This is a genomic window from Streptomyces sp. NPDC001493, from assembly GCF_053597235.1.
On the sequence record NZ_JBSFHV010000008.1, the window covers coordinates 234,741 to 258,720 of the forward strand.

Here is a 23,980-nt window from a genome sequence, read left to right on the forward strand (position 1 = left end):
GCCCGCGAGCGCGCACCCCGCAGGGCCGGGCCGGACGGTCCCCGGCCCGGGTGAGTGTCGCCAAGTCGACTTATAGTCGGCAGGGGGACCGCTGAGGGCCGCGGACCGGCACGTCCGGGACGCCGCCGCCCTCCGACGCGAATGAGCCCGCCGATGACCGAGACCGCGCCCCCCGCCGACGACCACGCCGCCCCGCCCGTCACCGCCGCCGCCCCGGCGGGATCGGACGCCCGTACGGCCTGGGAGGCGTGGCGCGAGGAGCGTCGCGCCTCCGTCACCGCCCCCACCGGCAACCTCGCCCTGGTGGAGACCCGCCCGGTGGCCCGCGGAGAGGTGCCCGACCCCGTCGCGGCCGGGGAGGGGCTGCCCGAGAGCGTCACGGTGACGGTCGTCGAGCGGACCGAACCGGTCAGCGGGGCCCCCGAACACTTCCTCCGCTTCTGGGACGCCGAGGCTCCCGCGATCCACTCCTTCGAGCGGATCGACACCTTCCCGTACGACCCGGCCTGGGTGCTCGACGCCGCGTACACCCCCGTCGAAGGCGCCCGCAAGGTCGCGTTCGAGCACATCCGCGACAACGGCGGCACCCGCGACCTGGTCGTCCCCGGCGACATCACCCTCACCGTGGACGGCACGCCGTACACCCTGAGCGCCTTCGACGACGACGGCACCCTGCTGCTGGTCTTCGGCGACCCCACCAACGGGGACTCCACCTACGGCGCCGGACGCTTCCTCTTCGTCCCGCACGAGACCGGGAGCGACCGGGTCACCCTCGACTTCAACCGCGCCTTCGTGCCGCCCTGCGGCTTCTCCGACCAGTACAACTGCCCGATGCCGCCCCGGCAGAACCGCCTCCACCTGCCCGTCGAAGCCGGCGAGAAGCTCCCCGTCACCAAGGAACCCGGCACCCCGCCGCACTGAATACCGGGCGGAGTAGTCTCCCGTGCCATGCCGCACTTTCCCGGAGACCTCAGCGAACCACCCCTGATCGGTCCGCTCGACCTCGCGTCCCGCGTGGACGAGGCGCTCCAGGTGCAGGCCCTCGCCTTCGGACTCGGCCCCGGCGAGGTCGCCGTGCGCCGCCAGATCGTGCTGCGCCACCTCACCCTCCCCGGCGCCCGCGCGCTGGGCGCCACCGCACCCTCGGGCCGGCTGCTCGGCTTCGTCTACGGGCTGCCCAACGACCGCGCCCACTGGTGGTCGGGGGTGGTCGAGCCCTATCTGCGCGCCGCCGGTACCGAGGAGTGGCTCGACGACTCCTTCGTCATCACCGAACTCCACGTCCACCCCGACTACCAGCAGCACGGCATCGGCCGCGCGCTCATCACCGGGCTGACCGACTCCGCCGCCGAGCCGCGCTCCATCCTCTCGGCCATCGACACCGACAGCCCGGCCCGCGGTCTCTACCGCGCCCTCGGCTACCGCGACCTCGCCCGCCGGGTCGTCTTCCCCAGCGCTCCGCAGCCGTACGCGGTGATGGGAGCCCCGCTTCCCCTGCGCCGCGGAATCTGAACCGCGGAATCTGAACGGATTTCCGCCCGCGCGGGCGACCCGGCTAATCTCGGCCCCATCACCTTCGGGGGTCCGGGGGCGTCCCCCCGGAAGACACAGTCGAGCAGGAGTTCATCATGGCCCAGGTCCAGCGCATGTCCCGATTGATGATCAAGACACTGCGCGACGACCCGGCGGACGCCGAGACGCTCAACCACAAGCTGCTCGTCCGGGCCGGTTACGTCCGCCGCACCGCCGCCGGTATCTGGTCCTGGCTGCCGCTGGGCAAGAAGGTCCTGGAGAACATCACCCGCGTCGTCCGCGAGGAGATGGACGCCATCGGCGGCCAGGAGGTGCTGCTTCCCGCGCTGCTGCCCAAGGAGGCGTACGAGGCGAGCGGCCGGTACGACGAGTACGGCGACCTGCTCTTCCGCCTCAAGGACCGCAAGGGCGCCGACTACCTCCTCGGCCCCACCCACGAGGAGATCTTCACCCAGGTCGTCAAGGACATGTGCTCGTCCTACAAGGACCTGCCCGTGATCCTCTACCAGATCCAGACCAAGTACCGCGACGAGGCCCGCCCCCGCGCCGGTGTGCTGCGCGGCCGCGAGTTCCAGATGAAGGACTCGTACTCCTTCGACACCACGGACGAGGGCCTGGCCGAGGCGTACCAGCTGCACCGCGCCGCGTACATCCGGATCTTCGAGCGCCTCGGCCTCGACCACCGCATCGTCTCCGCCGTCTCCGGCGCCATGGGCGGCTCCGCCTCCGAGGAGTTCCTCGCCCCGGCGCCCGCCGGCGAGGACACCTTCGTCGACTGCCCGAACTGCGACTACGCCGCCAACACGGAGGCCGTGACTTTCAAGGCCACCGCCGTCGACGGTTCGGCGCACGGCCCGGTCGAGGAGCTGGACACCCCCGACACCCCGACCATCGAGACCCTCGCCGCCCACCTCGGCGTCCCGGCCTCCGCCACCCTGAAGAACCTCCTGGTCAAGGTCGACGGCGAGATCGTCGCCGTCGGCGTACCCGGCGACCGCGAGGTCGACCTCGGCAAGCTCGGCGAGCACCTCGCCCCCGCCGTGGTCGAGCTCGTCACCGCCGAGGACTTCGTGGGCCGCCCCGACCTGGTGCGCGGCTACGTCGGCCCGCAGGGCCTGGAGAAGGTCCGCTACATCGCCGACCCCCGCGTCGCCGCGGGCACCTCCTGGATCACCGGCGCCAACAAGGACGGCAAGCACGCGAAGAACGTCGTCGCGGGCCGCGACTTCGAGGTGGACGACTACCTCGACGTGGTCGTCGTCGAGGCGGGCGACCCCTGCCCGAAGTGCGGCTCCGGCCTCCAGGTGGACCGCGCCATCGAGATCGGCCACATCTTCCAGCTCGGCCGCAAGTACGCCGACATCTTCTCGCTCGACGTCCTCGGCCAGCAGGGCAAGCCGGTCCGCGTCACGATGGGCTCCTACGGCATCGGCGTCTCCCGCGCGGTGGCCGCCCTCGCCGAGCAGACCGCCGACGACAAGGGCCTGTGCTGGCCCCGCGAGATCGCCCCGGCCGACGTGCACGTCGTCGCCGCGGGCAAGGCGCTCCAGACCGAGCTGGCGCTGGAGGTCTCCGAGAAGCTGAAGGCCGCGGGCGCCTGGGTGCTGGTCGACGACCGCGCCGGTGTCTCCCCGGGCGTGAAGTTCACCGACGCCGAGCTGATCGGCGTGCCGACCATCCTCGTCGCCGGCCGCCGCTCCGCCGAAGGCGTGGTCGAGCTCAAGGACCGCCGCACCGGCGAGCGCGAGGAGCTCACCGTCGACGAGGCGATCGCCCGCATCGCCGCCGACCTGGGCTGATCCTCCGGCACCGCCCGCAGGACCCGGCCCTCACGCCACGACCCCCGCGCACCGACGAGGTGCACGGGGGTCGTGGCGTACGGGCGGTGCGGTGAGTGGCCGCGGAGGCGGCCGCCTCAGAGCCACCCGGCGAACTCCAGCGACATCTCGCCCGTCTGCCGACGCCCCTCGGCCAGCGCCCGGGTGCCCGACTCCACCGCCCGGAACAGGGTCCAGCCGTGCAGCCGCTCCTGGCCGACCTCCAGCGAGTCCGCCAGCTTGCGCACCCGGCGCCGGGCCGTCGCCGGCCCGCCCGGCGAGGCGATCAGGTCCTCCACCCGGTCGCGTACCAGCCGCGCCAGGTCGTAGGCGCGCTCACCCACCAGCGGCTCGGGCCCGACGGTGAGCCAGGGCGCCCGCTCGCCCGACAGCACCTTGCTCTGCCGGAAGTTGCCGTGCAGCAGCAGCGCCTCGGTGGGGTCCGCGACCAGCTCCTCGCGGACCGCCAGCGCCGCCTCCACCAGGGGCGCCAGCTCGGGATCGCCCGCGGCGAACGCGCGCATCGCGCCGGTCCGCCGCCCGGTCCGCTCGGCGACTGTCTCGAACGCGTGCCCCTGGGGCGGCTCCACCCAGAGCCTGCGCACCGTGCCCGCCGCCTCCAGCAGCGCCTTGGCCTCCGGCAGCGAACGCAGCGACACCTCCGGGTGCAGGCGCTCAAGGAGCATCCCGCCGCCGGGCGTCAGGGCGTCGGCCGGCTCCAGGAGACGTACCGAACCCCAGCCGTTCCAGTGGGCCAGTGCGGCCCGCTCGGCGTCCGGCGCCGCCCCGGGCGGGGCGATCTTCAGCGCGGCCGGGGTGCCGTCCGCCCGGCGTACCAGCAGGACCACGCTGGTACGCCCGCCGGGGGCGGCCACCCGGTCGACGGTCAGGGCCCGGCCGCCGGCGGAGAGCTCCGCCTCCACGAGCGTGCCGAGCGAGCCCAGCCAGGCGTCGGCCACGGCCTTCCCGTACTGCTCGTCCAGCGCTCGCGCCAGACGCTGCGGCGGTTCGAAACCCATACCTGCCTTGTACCTTTCCGAGGCCGCTTCAGTGACCCGATTCAGTGCGTCCCGGCGGCACCGGCGGCCTCCGGGGGAGAGGGGGACGCGGTCCCCGCCCGCCCGGCCCGCTCCGCGAGCCCCGGAAAGGCTACGCCGGAGCCCCGCCAGCGGGCAGCGCGCACGGCGGCCTCCCGCAGCGCGAGCGCCGCGTCCCGCCGGTCCGTGCCCTCCGTGGCCCGTACGAGGTCGGCGCAGGCACCCGCGACGCCGTCCTCCAGGACGGCCGCCAGCCGCAGCGCCGCCGCACCGTCGTGGACCGCGAACGGCAGAGCGTACGCGGCGTCCGCCACCACCGGGACACCGCCCAGGCCCCGCACCGCCCGGGCCAGCGCGTCCCGGCGGGCCCGGTGCGCGTGGTAGGCGCTCGTCGCCTCGGAGCGGCGGCTGCCGGAGGTACGCGCTCCGACCACGCCGTAGCCGTAGACGGCCGCGTGCTCGGCCGCCAGGGCGGCCTGCGCCGCCGTCAGTGCCTGGGCCGTCATGATGCCGGGGTCTCCTTGGCCAGTTCGGTGAGCAGGTACGCGTGCACGCCGCAGGCGGCGGCGACCGACGCCAGCAGCCGGGACAGCTCCGGTTCCGCCTCCAGCAGTGACGCGGTGTGGGCGTCGCCCGCCCGCCGGGCCTCGGCCGCGAGCTCCTTCAGAGCGGTGCGGGCGTCACCGGCCGTCGCCGGGCCGGAGGGGCCGGCGGTGCTCCCGACCGCCTCGGTCGTGGGCGCGGGGCTCGCGGAGGCCGTGGACGCCGGCGCCGTCGGCGCCGTGGCCGAAGGGCGGGGCGAGGCCGTCGCGGTGCCCTCGGCGAGCGCCTCGGTGTGCTGCCGGACCTCGGCCCGCAGCGGGGCGAGCCCGGCGGCCGCCGCCGGATGGGCGGCGGCGACCCCGTCGTACCGGGCGAGCAGCGCGGCGCTGGTCCGCGCGGCGGTCGTCCGCAGTCTCTGCTCGGGGCTCGTCCGGGCGGCTCGGCCCGACCCGGTCCGCTCCGCGGCCGGCCGTTCCCCGCCGTCGCAGCCCGCCAGTACCGTTCCCGCCACGAGCGCTCCGGCGGCGGTGAAAGCCCCCCTGCGCGTCGTCCCCGTGGGCCGCACTTTTCTCCTTCGGGCTTGAACAAGTCCTGACAGGATCTGTCCTGAAGTGATCACCGCTGGCGAGCGTACCCGCGTGCGGGCGGCCTGAGGACGGCAACACCCCTCGCGACCGGATACCCTTTGTCCTGACGCACGACGATCCCCACAACAGCAGACGCGGCCGAGGAGTCACCCGGATGAGCACCAACCAGAGCGAGAGGCTGCGCGGGCTGCTCGAACCGCTCGTCGCCGCCGTACAGCTCGACCTCGAGGAGATCGAGGTGTCCCGGGCCGGCCGCCGCCGTGTGCTGCGGATCGTCGTCGATTCGGACGACGGCGTCGAACTCGACACCTGCGCGGAGCTCAGCCGCTCCCTCTCCGAGAAGCTCGACGAGACCGACGCGATGGGCGAGGACGAGTACGTCCTGGAAGTGAGCTCGCCGGGCGCCGACCGCCCGTTGACCGAGCACCGCCACTACGTCCGCGCCACCGGCCGGCTGGTCAAGTTCAAGCTGACCGCCGAGGCGGGCGCCGACGAACTGATCGCCCGCGTGCTGGAGGTCGACGACGAGGGCCTCGATCTGGAGGTCCCGGGCGTCAAGGGCCGCAAGCCCACCTCGCGCCGGATCGCCTTCGCCGAGATCGACAAGGCGCGCGTGGAGATCGAATTCAACCGCAAGGACAAGAAGGAAGAGGAGGCGTAGCCGTGGACATCGATGTGAAGCTTCTGAGGGGCTTGGCGCAGGACAAGGGAATCCCGTTCGACGTGCTCGTCGGGGCGATCGAGTCGGCCCTCCTCATCGCGTACCACCGCACGGACGGCAGCTTCCGCAGGGCGCGCGTGGAGCTGGACCGCAACGGCCACGTCACCGTCTGGGCGACGGAGGACCCGGCCGACCTGGAAGAAGGCCAGGAGGCCAAGGAGTTCGACGACACCCCGTCCGGCTTCGGCCGCATCGCGGCGACCACCGCCAAGCAGGTCATCCTGCAGCGGCTGCGCGACGCCGAGGACGACCGGACCTTCGGCGAGTACGCCGGGCACGAGGGTGACGTCGTCACCGGTGTGGTCCAGCAGGGCAAGGACCCGCGCAACGTCCTCGTCGACATCGGCAAGCTCGAAGCCATCCTGCCCGTGCAGGAGCAGGTGCCGGGCGAGGAGTACACCCACGGCCTGCGGCTGCGCACCTACGTCGTCCGGGTGGCCAAGGGCGTCCGCGGCCCGTCCGTGACGCTGTCGCGCACCCACCCCAACCTGGTGAAGAAGCTCTTCGCGCTGGAGGTCCCGGAGATCGCCGACGGTTCCGTCGAGATCTGCGCCATCGCCCGCGAGGCCGGCCACCGCACCAAGATCGCGGTCCGCTCCACCCGGTCCGGGCTCAACCCCAAGGGCGCCTGCATCGGCCCGATGGGCGGCCGTGTCCGCAACGTCATGGCCGAGCTGCACGGCGAGAAGATCGACATCGTGGACTGGTCCGACGACCCGGCCGAGATGGTCGCCAACGCGCTGTCCCCCGCGCGGGTGAGCAAGGTCGAGATCGTCGACCTCGGTGCCCGCTCCGCCCGGGTGACCGTGCCCGACTACCAGCTCTCGCTGGCGATCGGCAAGGAGGGGCAGAACGCCCGTCTGGCCGCACGCCTCACCGGCTGGCGCATCGACATCCGCCCGGACACCGAGACCGACGAAGAGCGCGACGTCGCCGACCGCGAGCGGGCCGAGCGGGCCCGGGAGCGCTCGGAGCGCGGCTGACCGACGTACGGTCGCCGGCCTCCGGGACCCCGCTCCGGCGGGAGGGACCGGGGGTCGCGCCGTCCGTGCGGCGTACTGCCGGAGCGGGGTACGCGCCACCGGAAACCGGGGCGACAGGAATAGATCGACGCGGGAACCCGCTGGAGATCACAACAACATCCGTTCGATTTTTGCCCCAAAGGGGTGAGGTCGGCGCGGGGAGGTAGACTTAGCGTGTCTGGCCGGACGCAAGCCCGCGCTTGTCCCGAACGCACCTGTGTGGGATGCCGGGAGCGAGCGGCCAAGACCGAGTTGCTGCGCATCGTGGTGGACGAGGGCGCTTGTGCGCCTGATCCACGCGGTACGCTGCCCGGCCGGGGTGCGTATGTGCACCCGGCATCTGTCTGTCTCGACCTGGCGGTCCGCCGCCGGGCATTCCTCCGGGCCTTCAAGGCCAAGGGGCCGTTCGACACCACCGCGTTGCAGCGGTTCGTCGAGCGGGTGGCACCGCAAGAAAAGTGAACGGCACGGGTCCCCGTGCGGTCAGGTACCTCGCGAGTTGGAAGTAGGTCGAGATTGCGATGAGCACTCGATGAGTACGCGATGAGTACGCCCATGAAGTAGCGACGGTCCGGCGGTAACCCGGACCTAAAAGGAGCGAAGTGGCTAAGGTCCGGGTATACGAACTCGCCAAGGAGTTCGGCGTAGAGAGCAAGGTCGTCATGGCCAAGCTCCAAGAACTCGGTGAATTCGTCCGTTCGGCGTCCTCGACGATCGAGGCGCCGGTTGTACGCAAGTTGACCGATGCACTGCAGGGGCCCGGCGGCAACGCCGGCAAGTCCGCTGCCAAGCCGGGAGCGCCTCGCAAGGCTGCCCCCGCCAAGCCCGCGGCGCCCTCCCCGGCCGCTGCGGCACGTCCCGCTGCCCCCAAGCCCGGCGCACCGGCTCCCAAGCCGACCGCCGCGCCGGAGACCAGCGCCCCCGCGGCTCCCGCCGCACCGTCGGCCGGTCCCCGTCCGGGCCCGCGTCCGGCTCCCCGGCCCGCCCCGGTGACCCCGGTGCCCGTCGCCGAGTTCTCGGCGCCGGAGCCGGCCCAGCCGGCCGCGCCTCAGCAGCCCCAGGCCCCGCGCCCCGCGGGTGCCACCCCGGGTCCGCGTCCCGCCCCGGCCCGTCCGGCTCCGGCCGGCGGCCAGCGTGACGGCGGCCAGCGCGACAGCCGTGACGGCGGTCAGCGCGACAACCGCGGCGGCGACCGCCCGGCGCGTCCCGCCGGCCAGGGCGCCCCGCGTCCCGGCGGCGCACGTCCGGCCGGTCCCCGTCCGGGCAACAACCCGTTCACCTCCGGCGGTTCCACCGGCATGGCGCGCCCCCAGGCGCCCCGTCCCGGCGGTGCCCCGCGCCCCGGCGGCGGTCAGGAGCGCCCCGGCGCCCCGCGCCCCCAGGGCAACACCGGCGGTCCCGGCGGCGCCCCGCGTCCGCAGGGTGCCCAGGGCGGTGCCCGTCCCACCCCGGGCGGCATGCCCCGCCCGCAGGCTCCGCGTCCCGGCGCTCCCGCCGGTAACCGTCCCAACCCCGGCATGATGCCGCAGCGTCCCGCTGCGGGTCCGCGTCCCGGCGGTGGCCCCGGCGGTGGCCGTGGTCCCGGCGGCGGTGCGGGTCGTCCCGGCGGCGCCGGCGGTGCCGGTCGTCCCGGTGGCGGCGGCTTCGCGGGTCGTCCCGGTGGCGGCGGCGGTGGCGGCTTCGCCGGCCGTCCGGCCGGTCCCGGCGGTGGCGGCGGCGGTGCCGGTCGTCCCGGCGGCGGTGGCGGCGGCTTCGGCGGTCGTCCCGGCTTCGGTGGTCGTCCCGGCGGCCCCGGTGGCCGTGGTGGCACACAGGGTGCGTTCGGCCGTCCCGGCGGTCCGGCGCGTCGTGGTCGCAAGTCGAAGCGGCAGAGGCGCCAGGAGTACGAGGCCATGCAGGCCCCGTCGGTCGGCGGCGTGATGCTGCCTCGCGGCAACGGACAGTCCGTCCGCCTGTCGCGCGGTGCCTCGCTCACCGACTTCGCCGAGAAGATCGGCGCCAACCCGGCGTCGCTCGTCGGCGTGATGATGAACCTCGGCGAGATGGTCACCGCCACGCAGTCCGTCTCCGACGAGACGCTGAAGCTCCTCGCGGACGAGATGAACTTCGTCCTCGAGATCGTCAGCCCGGAGGAGGAGGACCGCGAGCTGCTCGAGTCCTTCGACATCGAGTTCGGCGAGGACGAGGGCGGCGAGGAATCGCTCATCCCGCGTCCGCCGGTCGTGACCGTCATGGGTCACGTCGACCACGGTAAGACCCGACTCCTCGACGCGATCCGCAAGACGAACGTCGTCGCGGGCGAGGCCGGCGGCATCACGCAGCACATCGGTGCCTACCAGGTCTCCGCCGAGGTCAACGGCGAGGACCGGAAGATCACCTTCATCGACACCCCGGGTCACGAGGCGTTCACCGCCATGCGTGCCCGTGGTGCGAAGTCGACCGACATCGCGATCCTCGTGGTGGCGGCCAACGACGGTGTGATGCCCCAGACGATCGAGGCGCTGAACCACGCCAAGGCGGCCGACGTGCCGATCGTGGTCGCGGTCAACAAGATCGACGTCGAGGGTGCCGACCCGGTCAAGGTGCGCGGTCAGCTCACCGAGTTCGGTCTGGTGGCCGAGGAGTACGGCGGCGACACCATGTTCGTCGACATCTCCGCCAAGCAGGGTCTCAACATCGACTCCCTGCTGGAGGCCGTCGTCCTCACCGCCGACGCCTCGCTCGACCTGCGGGCCAACCCGGAGCAGGACGCGCAGGGTATTGCGATCGAGTCCCACCTCGACCGCGGTCGCGGTGCCGTCGCCACCGTCCTGGTGCAGCGAGGCACGCTGCGGGTCGGCGACACGATGGTCGTCGGCGACGCCTACGGCCGAGTCCGCGCCATGCTCGACGACAAGGGCGAGAACGTCGAGGAAGCGGGTCCGTCGACCCCCGTCCTCGTCCTCGGTCTCACCAACGTCCCGGGTGCCGGCGACAACTTCCTGGTCGTCGACGAGGACCGCACGGCCCGGCAGATCGCCGAGAAGCGTGCGGCCCGCGAGCGCAACGCCAACTTCGCCCGCAAGGGTGTCCGGTTCTCCCTGGAGAACCTCGACGAGGCGCTCAAGGCCGGTCTGGTCCAGGAACTCAACCTCATCATCAAGGGCGACGCGTCCGGTTCGGTGGAGGCTCTCGAGTCCTCGCTGCTCCAGCTCGACGTCGGCGACGAGGTCGACATCCGCATCCTGCACCGCGGTGTGGGTGCGGTCACCGAGTCGGACATCAACCTGGCGACCGGCTCCGACGCCATCGTGATCGGCTTCAACGTGCGTGCCGCAGGGCGCGCGCAGCAGATGGCCGAGCGCGAAGGTGTGGACGTCCGGTACTACTCGGTCATCTACCAGGCGATCGAAGAGATCGAAGCGGCCCTCAAGGGCATGCTCAAGCCGGAGTACGAAGAGGTCGAGCTCGGTACGGCGGAGATCCGCGAGGTCTTCCGCTCGTCCAAGCTGGGCAACATCGCCGGTGTCCTGGTCCGGTCGGGCGAGGTCAAGCGCAACACCAAGGCGCGCCTGCTCCGCGACGGCAAGGTCATTGCGGAGAGCCTCAACATCTCCGGTCTGCGCCGCTTCAAGGACGACGTCACCGAGATCCGCGAAGGCTTCGAGGGCGGTATCAACCTCGGAAACTTCAACGACATCAAGATCGACGACGTCATCGCGACGTACGAGATGCGCGAGAAGCCGCGAGGCTGACCCGTACCTCAACAGTCGGGGCCGATCGGCGGGAGGAAATTCCCGTCGATCGGCCCCGGCCGTTCCGTGTACGGTTCTGGTGTTCCTGCCAAGCGTGCGCAGGACACGAACCCGAACCGGCGGGACATCCGGGCATCCATGTATGTGGGGACTCTGTCCTTCGATCTGCTCCTCGGCGACGTACGGTCGTTGAAGGAGAAGCGTTCCATCGTCCGGCCGATCGTCGCCGAGCTCCAGCGCAGATTCGCGGTGAGCGTGGCGGAGACGGGCGATCAGGATCTCCATCGCAGGGCCGAAATCGGCCTCGCCGTGGTCTCCGGGGAAACCCGGCACCTCACAGACGTGCTGGACCGGTGCGAGCGACTCGTCGCCGGCCGGCCGGAAGTGGAGCTGCTGTCCGTACGGCGGCGGCTGCACAGCGACGAAGACGATTGAGCAAGGCAGAAGGAGACGGACCAGTGGCCGACAACGCGCGGGCGAAGAAGCTGGCGGACCTCATCCAGCAGGTGGTCGCCGAGAAACTGCAGCGCGGGGTCAAGGACCCCCGGCTGGGTACCCACGTGACGATCACGGACACCCGCGTCACCGGTGACCTGCGGGAGGCCACGGTCTTCTACACGGTCTACGGCGACGACGAGGACCGTGCCAGCGCGGCGGCCGGCCTGGAGAGCGCCAAGGGCGTGCTGCGGTCGGCGGTCGGGGCGGCGGCGGGGACCAAGTTCACCCCCACCCTCGCCTTCGTGGCGGACGCCCTGCCGGGCAACGCCAAGGCGATCGAGGACCTCCTCGACCAGGTGCGGGCCTCGGACGCCAAGGTGCGCGAGGCGTCCTCGGGCGCCACGTACGCCGGTGGCGCCGACCCGTACCGCAAGCCTGAGGACGAGGACGACACCTCAGCATGACGGAGCAGATCAGGACGCCGGACGGCCTTGTCATCGTCGACAAGCCGTCCGGCTTCACTTCGCACGACGTCGTCGCCAAGATGCGTGGCATCGCCCGGACCCGTCGCGTCGGCCACGCCGGCACGCTGGACCCGATGGCGACCGGGGTGCTGGTGCTCGGCGTGGAACGGGCCACCAAGCTGCTCGGCCACCTCGCCCTCACCGAGAAGGAGTACCTCGGTACGATCCGGCTGGGCCAGGACACCGTCACCGACGACGCCGAGGGCGAGATCACCTCGTCCACCGACGCCTCCGAGGTCACCCGTGAGGGCATCGACGCCGGGGTCGCCGCACTGACCGGACCGATCATGCAGGTCCCGTCCAAGGTCAGCGCCATCAAGATCGACGGCAAGCGGTCGTACGCGCGAGTGCGCGGCGGCGAGGAGTTCGAGATCCCGGCCCGTCCGGTGACGGTCTCCTCGTTCCGCGTCTACGACGTCCGCGAGGCGGTCGCGGAGGACGGCACCCCGGTGCTGGACCTGGTCGTCTCCGTCGTCTGCTCCTCGGGGACGTACATCCGGGCCCTCGCCCGGGACCTCGGTGCCGGGCTCGGCGTCGGCGGGCACCTGACGGCGCTGCGGCGCACCCGGGTCGGCCCGTACGGCATCGACACGGCCCGGACGCTCGACCAGCACCAGCAGGAGCTCACCGTGATCCCGGTGGCCGAGGCCGCCGCGTCGGCGTTCCCGCGCTGGGACGTGGACGAGAAGCGGGCCAAGCTGCTGCTCAACGGGGTCCGGCTGGACATGCCGGCGTACCCGCCGGGGCCGGTCGCGGTCTTCGGGCCGGACGGCGCCTTCCTCGTGCTGGTGGAGGAGGAGAAGGGCAAGGCCAAGAGCCTCGCCGTCTTCGCCTGAGCGGTCCCCGGGCCGTCTCCCGGCGTTCTCGTTCTCCCGCACGGCTTCTTCAGGCGGCCTGCTTCCCGTCCGGTGCGCACCGGACGGGAAGCAGGCCGTTCTCGTGGAGCAGGCCCCCCGGTCTCCACGAACCCCCCTCCGCCGAGCACTCTGTCCATTCGGGCCCCCGAACTCACCCCAATGGACGGGCGCTCGGGGTGAATCGGGGGCGTGAGGGGGCGCATTCACCCGTTCTGGCCTATCGGGCCACCCCCGTCCGCCTACCTTCGGACCCATGGGAAGCGGGGACCGGACGACGCTGGTGAGGATCTGCGACCAGGCAGGCCGGCCCCGGGGCACCGGATTCCTGGCCGACGACCGGGGCACCGTCGTGACCAGCCACCAGGTCCTCGACGGCCCCGCGCCGGGCGCTCCGCTCCTCCTGCACGGGGCGGACGGCGCCCCCCACCCGGTGGACCCCGGGAGCATCGTCCCGCTGCCCGCCCTCGGCCTCGCGCTGCTGCGCACCGGGGACACCGCGGCCCTCGGCCTGGAACCCCTGCCCATCGCCGCACCCGAACGCGCGGAGCCGGGCGCGTACGTGCACATCGCCGCGCACGGCATCCGCCAGGCCCGCGTGCTCGGCACCACCCCGGCCACCTACCCCACCCGCGACGGCCACGCGCATCCGGTGGCCGCCGTGCTGGAGCTCGCCGTCGGCACCGACGGCCGGGACGCGCTGCGCTCCGGCGGCGCCGCCGTCGGCGGACCCGTCACCGACCCCCGTACCGGAGCCGTCCTCGGCGTGCTCTGCCCCGCGCTGCGCGCCGGCCACGAGGCGGCCGGGCTCGCCCTGCTGCTGCACCCCGGCGACGGCGGCCCGCTCGACGAGCTCCTCGCGCGCAACGCCCTCACCGTCCCCGGCTACGGCCCAGACCTCAACCTCGCGGGCGCCCTCCGGCTCACCGCCACCTCCGTCGGCACGGCCCGCTCCACCCAACGGGGCACCCACCCCGTCGAACCCGTCCCACGCGAAGACGTCGCCGCAGAGCTCGCCGCCTTCGAGAGCGGTCCGGCGACCGTCCTCGGGCTCGTCGGCGCACCCGGCACCGGCCGCACCACCGAACTCGCCGCCCTCGCCGCCCGACGCGCCGAGGCGGGCGGCCGCGCGCCCACCCTCTGGCTGCGCGGCGCCGATCTGCTCGCCGACGACCACTCGGTGGCCGACGCCGTCGCCCGGACCCTGGACCGCTCCGTCCGCACCGTGAACGCGGCGGACGGCCCGGGAGCCCCGGAGGACGGTACGGCCGGAGCCACCCCCGAGCGGATCGCCGCCCTCGCCGCAGGCGCCGGGCGCCCGCTGCTCGTGCTGCTCGACGGCCCCGAGGAGATGCCGACCGCCCTCGCCCACCGGCTCGCCGGATGGACCTCGGCCACCGCCGGCTGGCTCCGGGCCCACGAGGCCCGCATGGTGGTCGCCTGCCGGCCCGAGCACTGGGAGACGGCGGGCGCCCTCCACCCGCCGGGCGTCCTGCACCACCCCGCGCGCCCCGCCGTCGGCCTGCCGCCCGGACTGCTCCTCGGCGACCTCGACGAGGAGCAGGCGGCCCGGGCCAGGGAGCGGTACGCCCTCGCGGACGGAGCCGTAGCCGCCGGGCACGACCGCCATCCGCTGACCCTGGGACTCCTCGCCGAGCTCCGCGCGGTGCTGCCGCCCGACGTGCCCGGCACCCCGGACACCGAGGACGTCTTCTCCGCCCACCTCGACCTGACCTGCGCCCGGGTGGCGGTACGGATCGCGGCGCCCGCCGATCCCCCCATGAGCGGCCCCGCCGTACGCAGGCTCGCCGCGCGGGTGGCGGGCCAGGTGCACGAGGCGGCCCGCCGGTGCCTGGGGCCCGGCCAGGGGGAGCTGGACCGGACCGCCTTCGAGGAGCTCTTCCCCCGGCGCACCGGCTGGGCCTCCGCCGTCCTGGCCGAGGGCCTCCTCGTCCCGGCCGGTGAGGGCTACCGCTTCGCCCACGAGGAGGTCGGCGACTGGGTGCAGGGCGCCCACCTCGACCTGGACGCCGCCCTGACCTTCCTGGTGCACCGGTGGCACGCCGACGAGCGGCCCGACGAGCGACCCGACAACCGGCCGGGCCCCGGACCGGAGGGCGGCCCGGCCTCCTCGCACCACCTGCCCGTACCCCGCCACCGCATCGGGCCGGTCGTCCAGGCGATGCTGCTGGCCGGCCGGCGCCACGGCGACGCCGCCCTCGCACACCGCATGGCCGACCTGATCGAGGCGCTCGACCGGCTGGGCGCCCGTCTCCGGGACGGCCGCCCCTGGCGCCCCGGCCACGAGGACGCCGCGTGGTGGGCCGCCCGGCTGCTGCGCGAGACGCTGCTCAAGGTCGCCGACGCCCGCCCGTACGCCGGAGTGCTGCGGGTGCTCGCCGGGCGGATCACCCGGGCCGCCGGGCCGGACGGTGCCGTGCCGGGCGGGGCGTACACCGCGTTCGACCCGTGGTTCTGGCGGCGGCTGCGGCTGCCCCTGGAGGACCGGGTCGACCTGCTGCGGATGCTGATGCCCGCCGACGGGGGGACGGGACGCGCCGGTGAGGAGCGCTTCCTCGACGCGGTGGACCGTCTGCTGACCGAGGGCCCGGCGGCCCCGGCGGCGGTGCGACGGATGCTCTGCGGCTGGTTCACCGACGAGCGCCCGCTGCTCCGCTCCGGCGGTCCCGACGACCCGGCGGACGGCCACCCGCCCCGGCGGCCCACCGTGGCCACCGCCGCGCAGACCCTGCTGTACGCACGCCGCGACCTCGCCCCGGACGACCTCGCCGACGCCCTCGTGGACACCCCGCACCCGTGCGCCGCCGAACTCCTCCTCGCCCTCGCCGAGGACGAGCCCACAACCCTGAGCCGCGCGGCCGCCCGCTGGGCGCGGGACGACGAGCGCCCCGAGCGCCGCGCCGCCGCCGCGCGCTACGCCGGAGCCGTCTTCGGGCGGGCGGAGGCGGCCGAGGACCGGGCGCTGCTGCGCGCCGCCGCCCTCGCCCTGCTGGGGCGCACGGAGGACGGCCCGTTGCACGGCCCGGCGCTCGCGCTCCTCCTCCGCGACCCCGAGACCCGGGACCGGTGGCTGCCCCAGGCACTGGGGGCCTACGCCGAAGGCGCGCCCGGCCTGCCGACCGTCCTGGTCGCCGAGGCGCTGCCGACGTCCCCGCAGCCCGTGCTCGCCGCCCTCCACGGCCGGCTGTCCCGCCCGGGGGAGGAGGCGGGCAAGGCGCTCGCCGAGCTGGCCGCCCTGGACCTCCCGGCGCTCTCGCTGCACACCGCCGGACTCGTCCGCACCTACCTCCAGCGCTCCGGGGACGGCGAGGGCTCCGCCGGCGCACGGGTCGCCGCCCTGGTGGACCAGCGGCTCGAACAGGGCGCCGCGGCCCGCGCGCTGCTGCTTCCCCTGGTCGCCTCGCTGCTCCGGGACCCGCCCGCGCCCGCCCCGGTCCGCGCGGCGCTGGCCCGGACCCTCGCCTCCGGGGGCAGCCCCGCGTCCCGGCCCGCGCGCGCCGAGCTGCTGGAGACGCTGATGGAGTACGAGCAGACCACCGGGCGCGACCCGGACGTGCTGCACGCCCTGCTCCGGGCGGCCGCGGCCGGTTCGGCGCGCCGCCCCGAGCCCCGGACCCGCGCGCTGGTGCACCGTACCGGGACACTCCTCGTACGGTCGGCCGAGGGCGCCGAGCGGTTCGACCGCGAACTGGTCGCCCTCGCGTCCGCCGTGCCCGGATTCGCTCCGATGGTCTGCCGATGGCTGGCCGCCGCCCCCGAGGAGTGGGCGGCCGTGGTGGGGCCCGACGCCAGGGCCGCCCTGGAGCACCTGACGGCCTCCCGGCGCACGATGACGGTGCCGATGCAGGCGACCGGGCACGAGCATGGCAGTCTTAGGCCTGCGTAATCTACATACCGCATGTAGATGCAGACTCGGGCGAGGAGCGGTCACGGTGCAGTGCTGGCGCGGCTTGGAGGACATCCCAGAGGACTGGGGACGCAGCGTCGTCACCATCGGGTCCTACGACGGGGTGCACCGAGGGCACCAGCTGATCATCGGCCGGGCCGTGGAACGCGCCCGTGAGCTGGGTGTCCCGTCCGTCGTGGTGACCTTCGACCCGCACCCCAGCGAGGTCGTCCGCCCCGGCAGCCACCCGCCGCTGCTCGCCCCGCACCTGCGCCGCGCGGAGCTGATGGCGGAGCTGGGCGTCGACGCGCTGCTCATCCTGCCGTTCACCCTGGAATTCTCGAAGCTGGCGCCGGCCGACTTCATCGTGAAGGTGCTGGTCGACCGGCTGCACGCGCGCACCGTCATCGAGGGACCGAACTTCCGGTTCGGCCACAGGGCGGCGGGCAACGTCGGGCTCCTCTCCGAACTGGGCTCCACCTACGACTACACCGTCGAGGTCGTCGACCTGTTCGTCACCGGAGAGGTGGGCGAGGGACTGCCGTTCTCGTCCACCCTCGCCCGCCGGCTGATCGCGGAGGGCGACGTCTCCGGCGCCGCCGAGATCCTGGGCCGTCCGCACCGGGTCGAAGGCATCGTGGTGCGCGGTGCGCAGCGCGGCCGGGACCTCGGCTTCCCCACCGCCAACGTCGAGACGGTCCCGCACAGCGCGATCCCCGCCGACGGCGTCTACGCGGGCTGGCTCGACGTGGCCGGCGAGTGCATGCCCGCCGCGATCTCGGTCGGCACCAACCCGCAGTTCGACGGCGTCGAGCGGACCGTGGAGGCGTACGCCATCGGCCGGGTCGGCCTGGACCTGTACGGCATGCACGCGGCGGTCGACTTCCTCGCCTACGTGCGCGGGATGCTGAAGTTCGACTCCATCGACGATCTGCTGGTCGCGATGGCCGCCGACGTCGAGCGGTGCACCGAGCTGATCGACGCGTACGAGGCCGAGCGCGGCGCCTGACCAACCACGCCCGGCCCTCGTACCTACGCCCGGCCCTCGTACCTACGCCGGAGCCGGAGCCGGCTGCTCCCCGGCGGTCGCGCGCGCCCAGTGGCAGGCGACCTGCCCGGCGCCGCCGCCGTCGAGCACCGGCAGGTCCTGCGTACGGCAGGCGTCCGCCACCCCCGCCCGCTCGGCCTCGCCCGAGGCGAACACCTGGCAGCGGACATGGAACCGGCAGCCCCCCGGCACGTTCGAGGGGTCCGGAGCCTCGCCGGACAGCACCACCGGCTCGCCCGGCGCCTCCGGCAGCACCGACAGCAGCGCCTTGGTGTACGGATGCCGGGGAGCCGTCAGGATCTGCTCGACGGCCCCGGTCTCCACGATCCGCCCCAGATACATCACCGCCACCCGGTCCGCGATGTTCCAGGCGAGCCCGAGATCGTGGGTCACGATCAGCGCGGAGAGACCGAGTTCGTCCCTCAGCCGCAGGAGCAGCGCCAGGATCTCCCCGCGCACCGAGGCGTCCAGCGAGGCCACCGGCTCGTCGGCGACGAGGAGTTCGGGCTCCAGCACCAGCGCCCCGGCGATGACGACGCGCTGACGCTGACCGCCCGACAGCTCGTGCGGGTAGCGCAGGAAGAACCGCTCGGGGGGCCGCAGCCCGGCCCGGGAGAGCGCCCCGGCCACCGCCGCGGTCTCGTCGCCCCGGTGCCCGTGGATGCGCAGCCCCTCCGCCACCGCGTCGTACACCGTGTGGCGGGGGTTGAGGGAGCCACTGGGGTCCTGGAGCACCAGCTGGGCGCGCTTGCGGTACGCCTTCATCGCCCGCGCCGAGGGGTCCAGCGGCCGGCCCTCGAAGGTGATCCGACCCGAGGTCGGTGCCACCAGGCCCAGCAGGGAACGGGCGAGCGTGGTCTTGCCGCACCCCGACTCGCCGACCAGGGCCACGATCTCGCCGGGCCGGATGTCGAGCGCCACCCCGTCCACGGCCCGCGCGGGCGCGGCACCCCGACGGCCGGGGAAGGTGACCTCCAGCGCCTCGGCGCTCAGCAGGGGGGCGGTCGGCGGCGGAGTGGCCGACGGGGGGGTTCCGGGCACGGGGGTGGTCGTCATGGGGTGCTCCTCGCTTCCTCTGCCCCGGGCTCGCTCGTGCCCGTGGCCGTACCGGTGTCCTCGGGCTCTTCCGCAGCCGCAGGCACGACCGGCTCTTCGACGGGCGCGGGTTCCGCGGCAGGCGCCGTCGCAGGGCCCACCAGGACGCAGGCCGCGCGCCGTCCGGGCCCGGCGTCCCGCAGCCACTGGTCCTCCTCGGCGCAGGAGTCCAGCGCCGCCGAGCACCGGGGGTGGAAGGCGCAGCCGGAGGGCAGCGCCGCCGGGTCCGGCGGGTCGCCGGGCAGTCCGCGCGGGGCGTGCCGCGAGGCGGGGTCGCCGATGCGCGGGAAGGCGGCGGAGAGCGCCGCTCCGTACGGGTGGCGGGCGTGCCGGTACACCTCCTGGGCCGGGCCCTCCTCCACGACCCGGCCCGCGTACATCACGGCGAGCCGGTCGCAGGTGTCGGAGAGGACCGCCAGGTCGTGGCTGATCATGACGAGGCCGAGGTCCTGGTCGGCGACGAGCTGTTCGATCAGCCGGAGGATCTGGGCCTGGATCATGACGTCGAGCGCGGTGGTCGGTTCGTCCGCGACGATCAGCCGGGGGTCGCAGGCGAGCGCCATGGCGATCATGACCCGCTGTCGCTGGCCGCCGGAGAGCTCGTGCGGGTAGGCGGCGGCCCGCGCCGCCGGCAGCCCCACCTGTTCCAGCAGTTCACCGGCGCGGGTGCGGGCGGCGGCCGGGGTGGCCCGTTTGTGCAGCAGGATCGGTTCGGCGATCTGGTCGCCGACCCGGTGCACCGCGTTGAGGGAGTGCATGGCCCCCTGGAAGACGATGGACGCGCCCGCCCAGCGGACCGCCCGCAGCCGGCCCCACTTCATCGTCAGGACGTCCTCGCCGTCCAGCAGGATCTCGCCGCTCAGCTTGGCCGACGCGGGCAGCAGCCGCAGCAGCGCGAGCGCCAGCGTCGACTTGCCGCAGCCGGACTCCCCGGCGATGCCGAGCTTCTGCCCGGCGTCGACGCGCAGGTCCACGCCGCGCACGGCGGGCACGGCCGACGGCCCGGAACCGTAGGTGACGCGGAGGTCGCGCACCTCAAGCAGGGGCCCTGGCGAGGTCGCTGTCATGCTGGTCCGTTCCTCGGGAGTGCTCAACGGGCCACCCCCAGCTTGGGGTTGAGTACGGACTCGATGGTCCGGCCGCAGAGGGTGAAGGCGAGCGCGACGACCGCGATGGCCAGTCCGGGCGGGGCGAGGTACCACCAGTTGCCCGAGCTGACGGCCCCGGCCTCCCGGGCGTCCTGGAGCAGCCCGCCCCAGGAGACGACCGTGGGGTCGCCGAGCCCGAGGAAGGCGAGGGTCGCCTCGGTGAGGATCGCGGTCGAGATCGCCAGTGTGGTCTGGGCGAGGACCATCGGCATGACGTTGGGCAGCACATGACGGCTCATGATGTGGCCGTGCCCGCCGCCGAGCGCCCGGGAGCGCTCGATGTACGGGCGGGACTCCACCGAGAGCGTCTGGGCCCGCACCAGCCGGGCGGTGGTCGGCCAGGTCGTCACGCCGATCGCGAGGACGGTGGTCCACAGCGACCGCGACAGCACGGTGGCCAGCGCGATGGCGAGCACCAGCGTCGGCATCACCAGGAACCAGTCGGTGACCCGCATGGCCACTGTTCCGTACCAGCCCTTGAAGTGACCGGCGGTGACGCCCACCAGGGTGCCGATGGCCACCGAGAGGAAGGCGGCGAGCAGCCCCACGGTGAGCGAGACCCGGGCACCCCAGAGCAGCAGCGCCAGCAGGCTCCGGCCGAACTGGTCCGTACCGAGGGGCAACTCCGCACTCGGCGACTCCATGGGTCCGCCGGGGGCTTCGGTGACGCTCTTCGAGTCGGCCCCCACCAGCAGCGGGGCCGCCAGCGCCAGCACGGCGATGACCACCAGCACGGCGAGCCCCACCACCCCGGCCCGGTGCGTCCGGTACTGCGCCCAGAAGCGGGCGGCGGCCCGCCGCCTGCGGGTCCACGCCAGTGAGCGCGGGCTGCTGCCCGGCCCCAGCGCGTCCGTCGAGGTCGTCATCGGCCCACCCGGGGATCGAAGAGGGGATAGAGCACGTCGGCGAGCGTGTTCATCAGGATCACCGCGGCGGCGAAGACGAAGAACAGCGCCTGCACCAACGGCAGATCGGGCACGCTCAGTGCCTGGTAGAAGAGACCGCCGAGGCCCGGCCAGGAAAACACGGTCTCCACCAGGATGGCGCCGGCGACCGTGTTGCCGAGGTTGACGAAGAGCAGTGTGACCGTCGGCAGCATCGCGTTCGGCACCGCGTGCTTGCGGCGGACCTGGTCGTCCCGCAGCCCCTTCGCACGGGCCGTCGTGAGGTAGTCGCTGCCCATCTCGTCGAGCAGCGAGGAGCGCATCACCAGCAGGGTGCGGGCGTACTCCACCGCCACCAGCGTGAGGACGGGCAGCACCAGGTGGTGGGCGACGTCGAGGACGTACCCGAAGCCGGACGAGTCACCGGACTCCATGCCACCGGTCGGGAAGAGCCCGGGGATCGGGCCGATGCCGACCGAGAGCGTGATGATCAGCAGCAGTCCGAGCCAGAACGACGGTACGGAGTACAGGGTCAGCGCGAACGCGGTGTGGAAGCGGTCCCCGAAGGAGCCGTTGCGCCAGGCGGAGCGGGAGCCCAGCCAGATGCCGATCGCGGTGTAGATCACGAACGCGGTCCCGGTGAGCAGCAGCGTCGCGGGCAGCGCCTCGGCGATCTTGTCGACGACCGGGGTGCGGAACTGGTACGAGGTGCCGAAGTCGCCGGTCAGGGCGTTGCCGCAGTACTGGGTGAACTGCCGCCAGAGCGGCAGGTCGAGGCCGAACTCCCGCCGCATCGCGGCGATCTGCTCGGTGGTCACCTGGCGTCCGCCGGTCATCTGCTTGACCGGGTCGCCGGGGATCAGACGGAAGAGGAAGAAGCTGGTGACCAGGACGGCGAAGAGCGAGACGGCCGCACCGGCCAGCTTGCCCGCCGCGTAGCGGAGGTAGGCGGTGGTGGAGCGGGCGCGCGGACCGCGGACCGCCGGCCCGGCCTGAGCCGGACCGGCGGTTCCCGCACCCTCCACGCCCGCCGGGCCGAAGCCCGGCAAGGGAGTGCTGTCAGTGCTCATCGGTTATTCACGGTCCTCCGCGGTGGAACGGCGGCGCAGGGCGAACAGCAGTCCGCCACCGGCCAGAACGACGACGGCGATGCCGACGCCGACGAGCACCCCGGTGGAGCTGCCCGAGTCCGAGGAACCGCTCGCCGAGGCGGCCGGGACCGCCGACCACCAGCTCCAGTAGCCGTCCTGGCCGTAGATGTTGCCGGCGTCCGAGGGCATGGTGGTGATGGAGGCGATCTGGTCGGTGCGGTAGGCCTCCACGGCGTTCGGGTACGCCATGACGTTCATGTACCCGGTGTCGTACAGCCGCGACTGCATGTCCTTGACGAGCGTCGCGCGGGCGGCGGGGTCGTACTCGGCCAGCTGCTTCGCGTAGAGGTCGTCGAACTGCGGGTCGCAGATGAAGTTGTCCGTGGCGGCCGATTCCTTGGCCTTGGCGGGCAGGGCACCGCAGGTGTGGATGGAGAGGACGAAGTCCGGGTCCGGGTTGACGGACCAGCCGTCGAAGGCGAGGTCGTACTCACCGGCGTACCAGGGATCCGAGACGTTGTCGAGGCAGTCGACCTTCAGGCCGACGCCCAGGTCGCCCCACCACTCCTGGAGGTACTTGCCGACGGCCTTGTCGTTCGGGTCGGTGGCGTGGCAGAGGATGCGCAGGTCCAGCGGCTTGCCGTCCTTGCCCACCCGCTTGCCTTCGGCGTTCTTCTTGTACCCGGCCTGGTCGAGCAGGGAGGCGGCGCGGGCGGGGTCGTAGCTCAGCTGCTGTCCGGCGGCGGGCTGCCACTGGTACGCGGAGAAGCGCGGCGGGATGTACCCCGCGCCCTCCACCGCGTGGCCCTGGAAGACCTTGTCGATGATGGTCTTCCGGTCGACGGCGAGGAAGAGCGCCTGGCGGACCTTCTGGTCGAGCAGGGCCGGGTTGCCGTCGCCGAACTTCTGGCCGTCCTTGGTGCGCGCGCCCGGGTTGGTGGCCAGCGCGTAGAAGCGGCGGCCGGGGCCCTCGTTCACCTTGATGTTCGGGGCGGACTTGAGCGAGGCCGCCTGAGCGGGCGTCAGGCTCGGGCTGCCCGCGACGAAGGAGACCTCGCCCTTGCGCAGGGCGGCGACGGCCGCGTCCTGGTCCTTGTAGTACCGGAACACGATCTCGTCGAACTTGGGCGACCCGCGCCAGAAGGTCTTGTTGGCCTTGAGCTTGACGTAGCTGTCGACCTTGTAGTCGGTCAGGATGAACGGTCCGTCACCGACGATGGGGAACTTCGTGTCGTTGTTGAACTTCGAGAAGTCGGTGACGTCCTTCCAGACGTGCTCGGGGACGATCGGCACGTCGAGCGCGGCCATCGTCGCCTGCGGCTTCTTCAGGGTGACGACGAGCTTGTCCGGGCTGGGCGCGGTCACCTTGTCGAAGTTGGTGACGAAGGAGCCGTTGGCGGTGGCCGCTCCCTCGTCCTTCATCATCGTGTTGAAGGTCCACGCCGCGTCCTCGGCGGTGACCTTCTCCCCGTCCGACCACTTCGCATCGGACCGTATGGTGTACGTCCACGTCAGCTTGTCCGCGGACGGTTCCCACTTGGTGGCGAGACCCGGGACGGCGTGACTGTCCTTGGGGTCATAGTTCGTCAGGTAGTCGTACATGAGCCGCAGGACGCTGGTGCTCAACAGCCGCTGTGCCAGGAACGGGCTCAGCGAGTCCACGCTCTGGGCGACCGCGACCGTGAGGGTCGTCTTCCCGGAGTCGGCGTGGGCGGGTGAGGCGGCGAGCGGAGCGGGGGCGCCCGGTACGAGCGATCCGGCGGCGAGCGCCAGCGCGGCGGCACCCGAGGCCGTGAGGAGGCGCAGACGATGGCCTGGCCGGGCGGAACGGACGGGACTTCTTGTGACCATGGGACGTCGACCTCGCGTCATGACTCGCTTGTGGGGCGGCGGGTAGAGCAGTGGTTCGCCAACTGGTGAAGCGAAGGTTTATCAGCGGCGGCCAACTGGAGTCAACGGTCGGCGAAACGGCGTGTGGGCTGCGGGAATACGCAAAA

At 73.2% G+C, this 23,980-nt stretch carries 20 protein-coding genes; 12 read left to right on the plus strand and 8 right to left on the minus strand.

Annotated elements, in window-relative coordinates; all coding sequences use genetic code 11:
- The first annotated feature begins 153 nt into the window (after window positions 1-153).
- From ACWCWD_RS14770 to ACWCWD_RS14780, 3 genes are all read left to right on the plus strand, one after another.
- Entirely contained in the window at window positions 154-921 is a 768-nt protein-coding gene (locus ACWCWD_RS14770) for a DUF1684 domain-containing protein (protein WP_450772978.1), read from the plus strand.
- A 27-nt stretch (window positions 922-948) separates the two neighbouring features.
- On the plus strand, window positions 949-1,512 hold the full coding sequence (locus ACWCWD_RS14775) for a GNAT family N-acetyltransferase (RefSeq protein ID WP_450772980.1): 564 nt from the start codon (window positions 949-951) through the stop codon (window positions 1,510-1,512).
- A 116-nt stretch (window positions 1,513-1,628) separates the two neighbouring features.
- Complete coding sequence (locus tag ACWCWD_RS14780; RefSeq protein ID WP_450772981.1) at window positions 1,629-3,332, plus strand: proline--tRNA ligase; 1,704 nt, start codon at window positions 1,629-1,631, stop codon at window positions 3,330-3,332.
- A gap of 116 nt (window positions 3,333-3,448) precedes the next feature.
- On the opposite strand, the gene ACWCWD_RS14785 is transcribed toward ACWCWD_RS14780, so the two are convergent.
- Genes ACWCWD_RS14785 through ACWCWD_RS14795 form a run of 3 tightly spaced genes read right to left on the minus strand, consistent with a single transcriptional unit; the run spans window position 3,449 to window position 5,495 of the window.
- Window positions 3,449-4,369, minus strand: a complete 921-nt coding sequence (locus ACWCWD_RS14785) for an aminoglycoside phosphotransferase family protein (protein WP_450772983.1) — start codon at window positions 4,367-4,369, stop codon at window positions 3,449-3,451.
- Between the two features lie 41 nt (window positions 4,370-4,410).
- Complete coding sequence (locus tag ACWCWD_RS14790) at window positions 4,411-4,893, minus strand: DUF4439 domain-containing protein (RefSeq protein ID WP_450772985.1); 483 nt, start codon at window positions 4,891-4,893, stop codon at window positions 4,411-4,413.
- Window positions 4,890-5,495: a hypothetical protein gene (locus ACWCWD_RS14795; RefSeq protein ID WP_450772987.1), complete on the minus strand. Its 606-nt coding sequence runs from the start codon at window positions 5,493-5,495 to the stop codon at window positions 4,890-4,892. The genes ACWCWD_RS14790 and ACWCWD_RS14795 overlap by 4 nt, the downstream gene beginning before the upstream one ends.
- Window positions 5,496-5,671: 176 nt before the next feature.
- On the opposite strand from ACWCWD_RS14795, the gene rimP reads away from it, so the two are divergent.
- The 9 genes from rimP to ACWCWD_RS14840 all read left to right on the plus strand — a co-directional run bounded on the left by rimP (window position 5,672) and on the right by ACWCWD_RS14840 (window position 17,726).
- The gene (gene rimP, locus ACWCWD_RS14800; protein ID WP_450772988.1) at window positions 5,672-6,178 is read left to right on the plus strand and encodes a ribosome maturation factor RimP; all 507 of its coding nucleotides are present in this window, start codon (window positions 5,672-5,674) and stop codon (window positions 6,176-6,178) included.
- Window positions 6,179-6,180: 2 nt separating this feature from the next.
- Window positions 6,181-7,221 (plus strand): transcription termination factor NusA, encoded by a 1,041-nt coding sequence (gene nusA, locus ACWCWD_RS14805; protein ID WP_386892477.1) that lies wholly within the window; start codon window positions 6,181-6,183, stop codon window positions 7,219-7,221.
- Between the two features lie 213 nt (window positions 7,222-7,434).
- Window positions 7,435-7,722 (plus strand): YlxR family protein, encoded by a 288-nt coding sequence (locus ACWCWD_RS14810; RefSeq protein WP_327178282.1) that lies wholly within the window; start codon window positions 7,435-7,437, stop codon window positions 7,720-7,722.
- 140 nt (window positions 7,723-7,862) lie between these two features.
- Window positions 7,863-10,994 carry a translation initiation factor IF-2 gene (gene infB / locus ACWCWD_RS14815; protein ID WP_450772989.1) on the plus strand — a complete coding sequence of 1,044 codons (3,132 nt, stop codon included), beginning with the start codon at window positions 7,863-7,865 and terminating at the stop codon, window positions 10,992-10,994.
- A 138-nt stretch (window positions 10,995-11,132) separates the two neighbouring features.
- Entirely contained in the window at window positions 11,133-11,429 is a 297-nt protein-coding gene (locus tag ACWCWD_RS14820) for a DUF503 domain-containing protein (protein ID WP_266709805.1), read from the plus strand.
- Window positions 11,430-11,452: 23 nt separating this feature from the next.
- A complete protein-coding gene (rbfA, locus tag ACWCWD_RS14825) occupies window positions 11,453-11,896 on the plus strand; it encodes a 30S ribosome-binding factor RbfA (protein WP_327178285.1) in 444 nt (147 codons plus the stop codon).
- Window positions 11,893-12,792, plus strand: a complete 900-nt coding sequence (gene truB / locus ACWCWD_RS14830; protein WP_450772991.1) for a tRNA pseudouridine(55) synthase TruB — start codon at window positions 11,893-11,895, stop codon at window positions 12,790-12,792. The genes rbfA and truB overlap by 4 nt, the downstream gene beginning before the upstream one ends.
- Window positions 12,793-13,066: 274 nt before the next feature.
- Complete coding sequence (locus tag ACWCWD_RS14835) at window positions 13,067-16,717, plus strand: trypsin-like peptidase domain-containing protein (protein ID WP_450772993.1); 3,651 nt, start codon at window positions 13,067-13,069, stop codon at window positions 16,715-16,717.
- Between the two features lie 46 nt (window positions 16,718-16,763).
- A complete protein-coding gene (locus ACWCWD_RS14840; RefSeq protein WP_450772994.1) occupies window positions 16,764-17,726 on the plus strand; it encodes a bifunctional riboflavin kinase/FAD synthetase in 963 nt (320 codons plus the stop codon).
- A gap of 42 nt (window positions 17,727-17,768) precedes the next feature.
- Here ACWCWD_RS14840 and ACWCWD_RS14845 read toward each other — a convergent pair whose 3' ends face one another.
- From ACWCWD_RS14845 to ACWCWD_RS14865, 5 genes are read right to left on the minus strand one after another with little or no spacing between them, the layout of a single operon-like run.
- Window positions 17,769-18,821, minus strand: a complete 1,053-nt coding sequence (locus tag ACWCWD_RS14845; RefSeq protein ID WP_450772996.1) for an ABC transporter ATP-binding protein — start codon at window positions 18,819-18,821, stop codon at window positions 17,769-17,771.
- Entirely contained in the window at window positions 18,818-19,927 is a 1,110-nt protein-coding gene (locus ACWCWD_RS14850; RefSeq protein ID WP_450772998.1) for an ABC transporter ATP-binding protein, read from the minus strand. The genes ACWCWD_RS14845 and ACWCWD_RS14850 overlap by 4 nt, the downstream gene beginning before the upstream one ends.
- Window positions 19,928-19,950: 23 nt before the next feature.
- Complete coding sequence (locus ACWCWD_RS14855) at window positions 19,951-20,874, minus strand: ABC transporter permease (protein ID WP_450773000.1); 924 nt, start codon at window positions 20,872-20,874, stop codon at window positions 19,951-19,953.
- Window positions 20,871-21,962, minus strand: coding sequence for an ABC transporter permease (locus tag ACWCWD_RS14860; RefSeq protein WP_450773002.1), 1,092 nt, complete (start codon window positions 21,960-21,962; stop codon window positions 20,871-20,873). Before ACWCWD_RS14860 ends, ACWCWD_RS14855 begins: the two co-directional genes overlap by 4 nt.
- A gap of 3 nt (window positions 21,963-21,965) precedes the next feature.
- Window positions 21,966-23,834, minus strand: a complete 1,869-nt coding sequence (locus ACWCWD_RS14865; protein ID WP_450773004.1) for an ABC transporter substrate-binding protein — start codon at window positions 23,832-23,834, stop codon at window positions 21,966-21,968.
- Window positions 23,835-23,980: the final 146 nt, after the last annotated feature.

What these genes read in the sequence shown, in the direction of transcription:
- ACWCWD_RS14865 (WP_450773004.1), bottom strand. Translation starts at nt 23,834, where the DNA reads ATGGTCACAAGAAGTCCCGTCCGTTCCGCCCGGCCAGGCCATCGTCTG.
- truB (WP_450772991.1), top strand. Translation starts at nt 11,893, where the DNA reads ATGACGGAGCAGATCAGGACGCCGGACGGCCTTGTCATCGTCGACAAG.
- ACWCWD_RS14850 (WP_450772998.1), bottom strand. Translation starts at nt 19,927, where the DNA reads ATGACAGCGACCTCGCCAGGGCCCCTGCTTGAGGTGCGCGACCTCCGC.
- ACWCWD_RS14835 (WP_450772993.1), top strand. Translation starts at nt 13,067, where the DNA reads ATGGGAAGCGGGGACCGGACGACGCTGGTGAGGATCTGCGACCAGGCA.
- ACWCWD_RS14845 (WP_450772996.1), bottom strand. Translation starts at nt 18,821, where the DNA reads ATGACGACCACCCCCGTGCCCGGAACCCCCCCGTCGGCCACTCCGCCG.
- ACWCWD_RS14775 (WP_450772980.1), top strand. Translation starts at nt 949, where the DNA reads ATGCCGCACTTTCCCGGAGACCTCAGCGAACCACCCCTGATCGGTCCG.
- ACWCWD_RS14780 (WP_450772981.1), top strand. Translation starts at nt 1,629, where the DNA reads ATGGCCCAGGTCCAGCGCATGTCCCGATTGATGATCAAGACACTGCGC.
- ACWCWD_RS14860 (WP_450773002.1), bottom strand. Translation starts at nt 21,962, where the DNA reads ATGAGCACTGACAGCACTCCCTTGCCGGGCTTCGGCCCGGCGGGCGTG.
- ACWCWD_RS14790 (WP_450772985.1), bottom strand. Translation starts at nt 4,893, where the DNA reads ATGACGGCCCAGGCACTGACGGCGGCGCAGGCCGCCCTGGCGGCCGAG.
- ACWCWD_RS14855 (WP_450773000.1), bottom strand. Translation starts at nt 20,874, where the DNA reads ATGACGACCTCGACGGACGCGCTGGGGCCGGGCAGCAGCCCGCGCTCA.
- rimP (WP_450772988.1), top strand. Translation starts at nt 5,672, where the DNA reads ATGAGCACCAACCAGAGCGAGAGGCTGCGCGGGCTGCTCGAACCGCTC.
- ACWCWD_RS14770 (WP_450772978.1), top strand. Translation starts at nt 154, where the DNA reads ATGACCGAGACCGCGCCCCCCGCCGACGACCACGCCGCCCCGCCCGTC.
- ACWCWD_RS14820 (WP_266709805.1), top strand. Translation starts at nt 11,133, where the DNA reads ATGTATGTGGGGACTCTGTCCTTCGATCTGCTCCTCGGCGACGTACGG.
- ACWCWD_RS14785 (WP_450772983.1), bottom strand. Translation starts at nt 4,369, where the DNA reads ATGGGTTTCGAACCGCCGCAGCGTCTGGCGCGAGCGCTGGACGAGCAG.